Raw genomic sequence first — 8,614 nt, 5'->3', positions numbered from 1 at the left:
TTCTCATTGGAGTAAAGCCGTTTTTGTCATGCTCGGGTTTTGTTATACCCAGGCGTCGGGTTATTTTGTGCCTGCTGTACTGGCTTCATTAGCATTTTGCCTGATAGCAAGTGCTGTATATATTTACAATGACATCCTGGACAAGCAAGAAGACAGCTTGCATCCTTATAAATGCCAGAGACCTATGGCCAGTGGCCAGGTTTCAATATCAGATGCGGTTTCCATGCTTGTTTTATTGTTGGTTACAGGCTTGGTTCTTGGATGGCTGATATCGAAGCAGTTATTGATTATTTTAATCATTTACTTATTAATCAATCTTGCTTACAACCATGTATTGAAATTAGTCCCTATTTTAGATGTTGCTTGTATTGCTATGGGGTTTTTGTTGCGTGTTCTGGCGGGAACTGTCGGTATTGGAATTAAACTTTCTGCTTGGTTGTTTATTGCAGCTACTTTGCTTAGCCTATTTATCGCGTTAAATAAACGTCAATTGGAAATGCATCTTGGATTAAAAAACTCAACCAGAAAGGTACTCAGGCAATATAGTCCTCATTTACTCCGCCAATTGATCATGGGCACCGGTATCGCTTGTTTTGTTACTTATTTATTTTATATTGTCTATGCCAGAGGCGAGTCGTTTTACTTTGTATTAACCTTACCTTTTGCTGCGATTGCTTTATGGCGATTTGCCTGGCTTGCCACTCAGGATGTTGATAATGATGATCCTGTTAATGTATTTATCGGTGATCGCTTGTCCAGACTCAATCTGTATTGCTTTATTATCCTTACCTTTATGGCCTTGACTTCATGAGACAAGGGTTTCGTTGGTACGACTGCCTTATCATTATATTGTTTTTTTATTTGCTCGTATTACAGATTCAGGCTATTTGGCCATTTACTATAGATGATATGTACATCTCCTTGCGTTATGCTCGAAATTGGGCCGCAGGAGATGGACTACTGTGGAATCTCGACTCACCACCAGTTGAAGGCTATTCCAATTTCAGTTTTGTAGCTTTGGGGGCATTGTCCTTATTATTAAATAGTAATCCTGTTTTTATTTTTAAAGCAGCAGGTTTTATTGGCTTGTTGTGTACCTGTTATTTTCTTTATTGTTTAAGTAGGTTTTGGTTTGCCAAACGAGAAGCACTTATTCCCTGTATTATTTTATTGCTATATAAAGGACAGATAATATGGGCCGTGAGCGGGCTTGAGACTACTGTGTATCAGGCGCTCATTTGTGGCTCTGTATATTATATTTTCCGTGGTCTTGGTTACGTACTGTATCCTGGCATGCGAGGAAGCATTCAAAAGGGCAGTTTTATTTTTGCAGGACTTTTGCTTTCCCTGGCTGGATTGACCAGGCCTGAAGCTCCTGCATTCATGATGCTTTTTTTTATATTGATCTGTTGGGACAGGCCCGCTGCACAGGCAAAGCAACATTGGAGTGGGATTGTCTGTTTTGTTGCTACTCTTTTAATTTTTTATTTGCCTTATTTTCTCTGGCGTTTGCATTATTATGGCTTTTTATTTCCTAATTCTGTTTATTGTAAAGCGTTTAGTGAGTCTTTTACTTATGAGCTGGATTTAAATTATCTCCGGCTTGTTTGGCCTTTTGCGTTATTCGCTATTCTTGCCTGTATTAAAGCACAAGACAAACGCCATTATTTTTTATGGCTACCAAGTGTTATTTACCTGCTTTTGTTACGGGATGCAGATCCTGTTGTGGCATTTGATAATCGCCTTTTTCTACCAGCATTCGTGTTATTGATACCTCTTGCATTTAAGGGGCTGGCTGAAATTATATTTATTTTTAGCACCAAAAGAACGGAATATGAGCTTTTTGCTTTATATTTTGTTTTATTTGTGTTGCTCGGACTTTTTATGCCAAGTATGACCTTATCTCAATATCGTCATTTTAGTGAAAATCCGGTGTGTGGTGAACAATTACGATTTTCGGTGCTGAGCTGGTTGAATGAGCATAGTCAGCCGGGAAATAAAGTGGTACTGGCAGATGCTGGCATGATTCCTTACTTCAGCCAATTACATTTTATTGATTCTTATTGTTTAAATAATTTAGCTATGTCGCACTATCCGGATAAGTCACGATACGAAGAATTTTGTCATCGAATTTTAAATGAAAAACCGAATATTATTATTCTTACCTCATTATTAAAAGAAGGAAAGGTTATCTACACTCCAGGGGATGCCTGTTTAAAAATACTGCTCAGCAATCAAAGTGGTTACAAATTATCCAAAACACTTTCTGCAGTAAGTCCAGAGTCTGAATACCGTTATGAAATGTTTACGGATTTTTAATGCTATGAAGCATAACATGGTGTAACATCCATTCATTAGAATGGATTTAACTGTGTATTTTATGATGCAAAAAATTATATTACTAATAAGAAAATTTCTGACAAAACTTCCGGTTATCCTTTTTGACATAACTGCAATACCTGTTGCCTGGTATGCTGCGTATTGGTTGCGTTATAATATGCATCCTTATCCTGGGATGCTTACCTCTACCCACTCTTTTATTGCTTTGGCCTTGTTATCTGTTGTACAGATTGGCTGTTATTATTATTTTAAAATCTATAGGGGCTTATGGCGTTTTTCATCATTAAATGACGTGATTCGTATTTTGAAGGCTACAGTTTCTGCTATGGTATTGGTTATCCCCGTTTTTTATGCCACATCAATACTACAACATCTGTCTCGCTCCATTTTCCCTCTTTATTGCATCATTTTAGCATCCATACTGTGTGGCGGTAGATTATTAGTGCGGTTGCAGTGGGATAATAAAGGCAAAAAGAACGATAAAGTTGCTGAAATTAAAAGAGTTCTTATCGTTGGAGCGGGGCAGGCGGGTGAAGGTTTGGTTCGTGATTTGAAGCGCAGCAATTATTACCAGCCGGTTGGTTTTGTTGATGACAACATCAGTAAGCGTGGTTTGGAGGTTCACGGGGTCCGAGTTCTGGGAACTACTCGCCAGATTGATGCCTTGGTGGTTCAGTTATCAGTCGATCTTATTTTTATCGCTCTTCCTTCGGCTCGTTCAGCTACCATGCGCCGGATTGTTACTCTTTGTGAGAGTTGTAATGTACCTTTTAGCACATTACCTAGTATTTCTGCATTGGCTAGTGGAAGAGTAGAGGTTAATTCACTAAGACCGGTTAATATTGAAGATCTGTTGGGACGTGATCAGGTGCGTCTTGAGTGGGAGAAAATCGCTACAACAATATCAGGCAAGCGCGTTTTAATCACAGGTGGTGGTGGTTCTATTGGTTCTGAACTGTGTCGCCAGGTAATGGCACTAAAACCTGATAGTCTGGCTATAGTTGAGAATTCAGAGTTTAATCTTTATCAAATAGAGCAAGAGCTCAAACTTAATTTCCCTGATATTCCTATTGATTTAGGATTAGTAAGCGTTACTGATGAAGTTGCAATCGAGAATATGTTCCAACGTTTTCAACCTGAAATTGTGTTCCATGCTGCCGCTTATAAACATGTGCCCATGTTACAGAACCAGATTCGAGTGGCAGTATTTAATAATGTTTTAGGAACACAAATTGTAGCCAAAGCAAGTGTTGCGGCACATGTTGAAAAATTTATATTAATTTCTACAGATAAGGCGGTTAATCCAACAAACATCATGGGTACGACCAAACGTGTTGCCGAGATATATTGCCAAAACCTTAATAATAGGGTTGATACACAGTTTATTACGGTTAGATTTGGTAATGTGCTTGGCTCAGCAGGTTCTGTTGTCCCCTTATTTCAACGACAATTACAGGCGGGTGGCCCTTTAACTGTGACCCACCCTGAAATGCAGCGTTATTTCATGACCATTCCTGAAGCGTGTCAATTAATTTTACAAGCAATGGTTAATGGGCATGGGGGCGAGATTTTTGTTCTTGATATGGGAGAACCTGTAAAAATAAGCTATCTGGCGGAACAAATGATTCGTCTTGCAGGAAAGGAACCGGGTAAGGATATTCTTATTGAATACACTGGTTTACGGCCAGGTGAAAAAATGTATGAAGAGTTATTTCACGAAACAGAACAATTAGCATCGACTGAGCATGAGAAATTATTTAAAGCACGATTCCGTGAATTGGAATGGCGTGAGCTAACTCAAACAATGCGTATGCTGAATACAGCCTGTTTTGAGCATCAGAATGATGAGCTATTGGTCTTGCTTAAAAGTTTAGTTCCAGAGTTTCAATTAGAAAGCCTGGTTGTTGTTTCAAATTAAGAATGAAATGATAATAGAATAGGATTTGGTTCACGAAACCTAGTAATTCATTGCAGTTATGCTACATAATGACCTATAAGAATTATACCTTTTCAGGGATGAAAACAATTTATGCTCTCAACACGCATTTTCGTTTACGCTGTATTTTGTACAGGGCTTATATTAACTGGTTGTAAAGACAATAAATCAACTCAGAATACTCCTCGTCCTGTTCCGGTGCTTAAAGTTAAAAGTACTAATATCCCTTTAAAGAAAAGCTATATAGGCATCACTCAATCGATTGCTGAAGTCAGTATCCGAGCCAGGGTTGAAGGCTTTTTAATCGAAAAAAATTTTATAGAGGGTAAACCTGTAAAAAAAGAACAGTTGATTTATGTTATCGATCCTAAACCATTCCAGGCACAATTAGATTTAGCGAAAGGGCAACTTGCTAAAAGTATTGCAAATATGGAATACCAAAAAGTTCAATATCTTCGCTTGAAAGAGTTGGTAAAAAAAGGGGATGTTTCCAAGACCCAGTTTGATGAAACAGCAGCACAATATGGTCAGGCCGAGGCCGAGGTCCAGGTTCAGAAAGCAAATGTAGAAACTGCAGAAATCAACTTAAGTTATTGTTCTATGATATCGCCCTTTGATGGAATTATAGGAAAGAAATACGTTGATGTGGGGAATCTCGTAGGCTCCGGAGAAAGTACCCTTTTAGCAAATGTTGTTCAATTAAATCCAATTTATGTTTTGTTCAGTCCAAGTGTTGAAGATTACGGGCATTTCTTAAAATATCGAAAAAATATGCCATTTAATGTTGTGGCTGTATTGCCTCATGATGATAAATTAAGTTTTAAAGGTAAAGTTGACTTGGTAAATAATCAGGCTGATACCCCTACCTCAACAATATTGATGCGTGCGCAGGTTGATAATCCGGAACAGCTATTACTACCAGGCATTTATGTGAATGTAACGCTGGAACTCACCAATGCTGATCCCAGTATTCTAATTCCTGCTTCTGCAGTAATTGAGGCTCAGGGGCAACGGACGGTATTTTTGGTGAATGCCAAAAATCAGGTTGAAGTCAGTAAAATCGAAACTTCAGGCAGTTACAATCAACAATACATAGTGACTTCAGGAGTTAAAGAAGGAGATTTGCTTATTCTTAATGGATTACAAAAGTTAATTCCGGGTGAATCAGTCGTACCACAAATACAAGATACTAAAGGCAAAAAAAATGGTTAAGTTTTTTATTTATAGGCCTATTTTTGCTATGGTTATTGCCATAATGATGGTTATTATTGGTGGAATATGTATTTTCATTCTTCCTGTCGCTCAATATCCATCAATAGTTCCGCCTGAAGTGCAGGTTTCTTCTCAATATATTGGTGCAAGTTCTCAAGTTGTGTCGGATACAGTGACAACACCTCTCGAACGTAACATTAATGGTGTTGAAGGCATGATTTATATGTCTTCCAACAGTACTAATAATGGTAACTCGATTATCAGCATTACTTTTGATGTTGGTTATGATGTTGATATTGGCGCCGTTGATGTGCTTAATAACTCAAATACAGCTAACCCATTATTACCTCCTGATGTAATCCAGGCAGGTATTACTATCCAAAAAGTATCAAGTGACATGGTTTTGGTGGTTAATTTAATATCTCCTGACGGTACGCTTGATGATGTCTTCCTTGGAAACTATGCCGATATACATATTACTCCGGCTATAGAAAGAATTCCTGGAGTAGGTAACGTCAATAACTTTGGATTATTGCAATATTCTATTCGAATTTGGCTAAATCCAGATAAATTAGTCAGTATGGAAATATCTCCACAGCAAGTGATCGATGCGGTCAGCGAACAGAACCAGCAAGCAGCTGTAGGAGTTATTGGCCAACCCCCTGTCCCACAAACAATTCCTTTTCAATATCAAATCACGACTCTGGGGCAATTAAGCGATGTAGAGCAGTTTGAAAATATTATTGTTAAAACTAAGGATAATGGACAAATTGTTCGGATAAAAGATCTCGGGCGGGTGGAGATGGGAGCAGAAACATACATCACTACCTCCCAACTCAATGGTAAACCAAACGCGAGTATTGGGATTTATCAGCTACCTGGTGCTAACGCCCTTCAGTTGGCTACTGGTATTAGAGCCCTAATGGAAAAAATGAAAAAACAATTTCCCAAGGGGATGGATTACACCATTGTATACGACACAACCAAATTCGTTAAAGAATCACTAAAAGAAGTAGTTATCACTTTATTTGAAGCTATAGGCCTGGTTTTTATTGTAGTGTTTTTATTTTTACAAAACTGGAGAACAACACTTATTCCTTGTATCGCAATTCCAGTTTCATTAATCGGTACTTTTGCTTTATTCAGTGCGTTTGGCTTTTCTATAAATACCCTCAGTCTTCTGGGCTTGGTATTGGCCATCGGATTGGTTGTTGATGATGCGATTGTGGTGGTAGAAAACGTTGAGAAAAAACTTGAGGAGCATGTAACCGATATTAAAGAGGCTACTTTATTGGCTACTAAAGAAGTACAGGGGCCAATCGTTGCAACCACCTTAATTCTATTGGCTGTGTTTGTTCCTGTTGCTTTTATCCCAGGTATGACAGGTAGTTTATACAATCAATTTGCTCTTGCTATTGCTTTTTCAGTGGCGCTTTCCGGGATTAATTCATTAACACTTAGCCCTGCGCTGTGTGGTATTTTATTAAAACCAAAAGTAAAAAATAATTTCATTGTTTTTCGCTGGTTTGAACGAGGTTATGAAGTTGTTTTAAATAAATATAAATATTTAGTGGATCTGTGTTTGGATCATAAAAAAATTGTTCTAATTATTTTTGTTTTGTTAGGAGTGGCGACTGCATTTGTATTCAGAACATTACCCACCGGATTTTTACCCGAAGAGGATCAGGGGTATTTTATTACGGTGGTAAAGGGGCCCGATGCATCCTCCCTTTATCGAACAGAAGAAACTGTCAAAAAAGCATTAAGCATACTATCGGCTACAGAAGGCGTGGCAAACATTATCAGTATTAATGGGTTCAATATTATCGATTCAATCAATCAGCCTGATACGGCAGTGATGTTCGTTATATTAAATCCATGGTCGCAACGGACAACTCCGGAATTAAGTGCTGCTGGAATTATGAAAACAGTACAAGCTCAATTTAATAACATTGATGACGCTCGAATTAGTGTTGTAAATGCACCATCAATCCCTGGTTTGGGATCTGTTGGTGGCTTTCAGCTCGAAATAGAAGACGTTAATAATATGGGGGTCGATCAACTAGCTGCAGTGGTGAATCAGTTTGTTGCTGAGGCTAACAAACGTCCTGAAATCCAGGGGCTGTTTTCTGATTTGTCAGTACAAGTACCCCAACTTTACTTGAATATAGACAGAACCAAGGCTAAAGCGTTAAAAGTATCAATTACTGAATTGTTGGCTACCTTGCAAACTTATTTAGGTTCTTATTATGTGAATAATTTCACCAAGTATGGCCAAACCTATAGAGTTATGGTGCAGGCTGAAGGTAATTCGAGGGCAGAAGTTGCAGACATCAGTAAACTGTACGTTAAGAGTGAAACTGGTGCGATGGTGCCGTTAAGTAGCCTGTTAAAAGTTGAATACACTCATGGGGCATATAATATCCCTCATTACAATTTATATACTGCAGCCAACTTAAACGGTGCTCCTGCAGTAGGCTATAGTTCAGGGCAAGCATTGGCTGCAATTGAAGATCTGGTGGCGAAAAAATTACCCGAAGGTTATGAAATGGAATGGACGGGTATCACCTTCCAACAGCTTAAAGCAGGCGATATGGCTTCCTTAATTTTTATGTTGTGCCTTGTTTTCGTATTTTTGTTTCTCGCTGCGTTATATGAAAGCTGGTCTATGCCGTTTATGATTTTATTGGTAGTCCCTTTAGCGCTGTTAGGTGCGGGCCTTGCTCTTTTATTACGAAATCTGGCTCTGGATGTTTATGCGCAAATTGGATTGATTTTACTTATTGGCCTTGCTGCAAAGAACGCTATTTTAATTGTCGAGTTTGCCAAAGAAAAACGACATACAGGAGCATCTATAATTGAATCAGCCAAAGAAGCTGCTGCATTGCGCTTGAGGCCCATATTAATGACTGCACTGGCATTTATTTTTGGTGTGCTTCCCCTAGCTACGGCATCAGGTGCCGGAGCCGCCAGCCGACACTCGATAGGTACAACAGTAATGGGCGGTATGATCGTCGCAACAGTACTTAGCTTGTTGGTTGTACCCGTGTTCTATGTCGTTATTGAAACGTTACGAGAAAGGAAAAAGAAAGAATAGAGCCTATTCTTTCTAATCTATGTTATGTG

Annotated in this window: 5 protein-coding genes; all 5 read left to right on the top strand. The window is 38.7% G+C overall.

Annotation, left to right across the window (positions count from 1 at the left end):
* On the top strand, positions 1-811 hold an 811-nt coding region (locus tag Q0495_RS01115; RefSeq protein ID WP_298622182.1), incomplete at its 5' end, for a decaprenyl-phosphate phosphoribosyltransferase.
* Positions 808-2,319: a protein LphB gene (locus tag Q0495_RS01110; protein ID WP_298622180.1), complete on the top strand. Its 1,512-nt coding sequence runs from the start codon at positions 808-810 to the stop codon at positions 2,317-2,319. The genes Q0495_RS01115 and Q0495_RS01110, both read left to right, overlap by 4 nt.
* 64 nt (positions 2,320-2,383) lie before the next feature.
* A complete protein-coding gene (locus tag Q0495_RS01105; protein WP_298622186.1) occupies positions 2,384-4,258 on the top strand; it encodes a nucleoside-diphosphate sugar epimerase/dehydratase in 1,875 nt (624 codons plus the stop codon).
* A gap of 111 nt (positions 4,259-4,369) precedes the next feature.
* Complete coding sequence (locus tag Q0495_RS01100; RefSeq protein WP_298622179.1) at positions 4,370-5,488, top strand: efflux RND transporter periplasmic adaptor subunit; 1,119 nt, start codon at positions 4,370-4,372, stop codon at positions 5,486-5,488.
* Positions 5,481-8,585 (top strand): efflux RND transporter permease subunit, encoded by a 3,105-nt coding sequence (locus tag Q0495_RS01095; RefSeq protein ID WP_298622177.1) that lies wholly within the window; start codon positions 5,481-5,483, stop codon positions 8,583-8,585. The genes Q0495_RS01100 and Q0495_RS01095 overlap by 8 nt, the downstream gene beginning before the upstream one ends.
* Positions 8,586-8,614: the final 29 nt, after the last annotated feature.

Source organism: uncultured Legionella sp., assembly GCF_937871865.1.
In the GTDB taxonomy this organism is placed as follows: Bacteria; Pseudomonadota; Gammaproteobacteria; order Legionellales; family Legionellaceae; genus Legionella.
The sequence above is the reverse complement of the archived record's forward strand: the minus strand, read 5'-3'. Positions and strand labels throughout refer to the sequence as shown.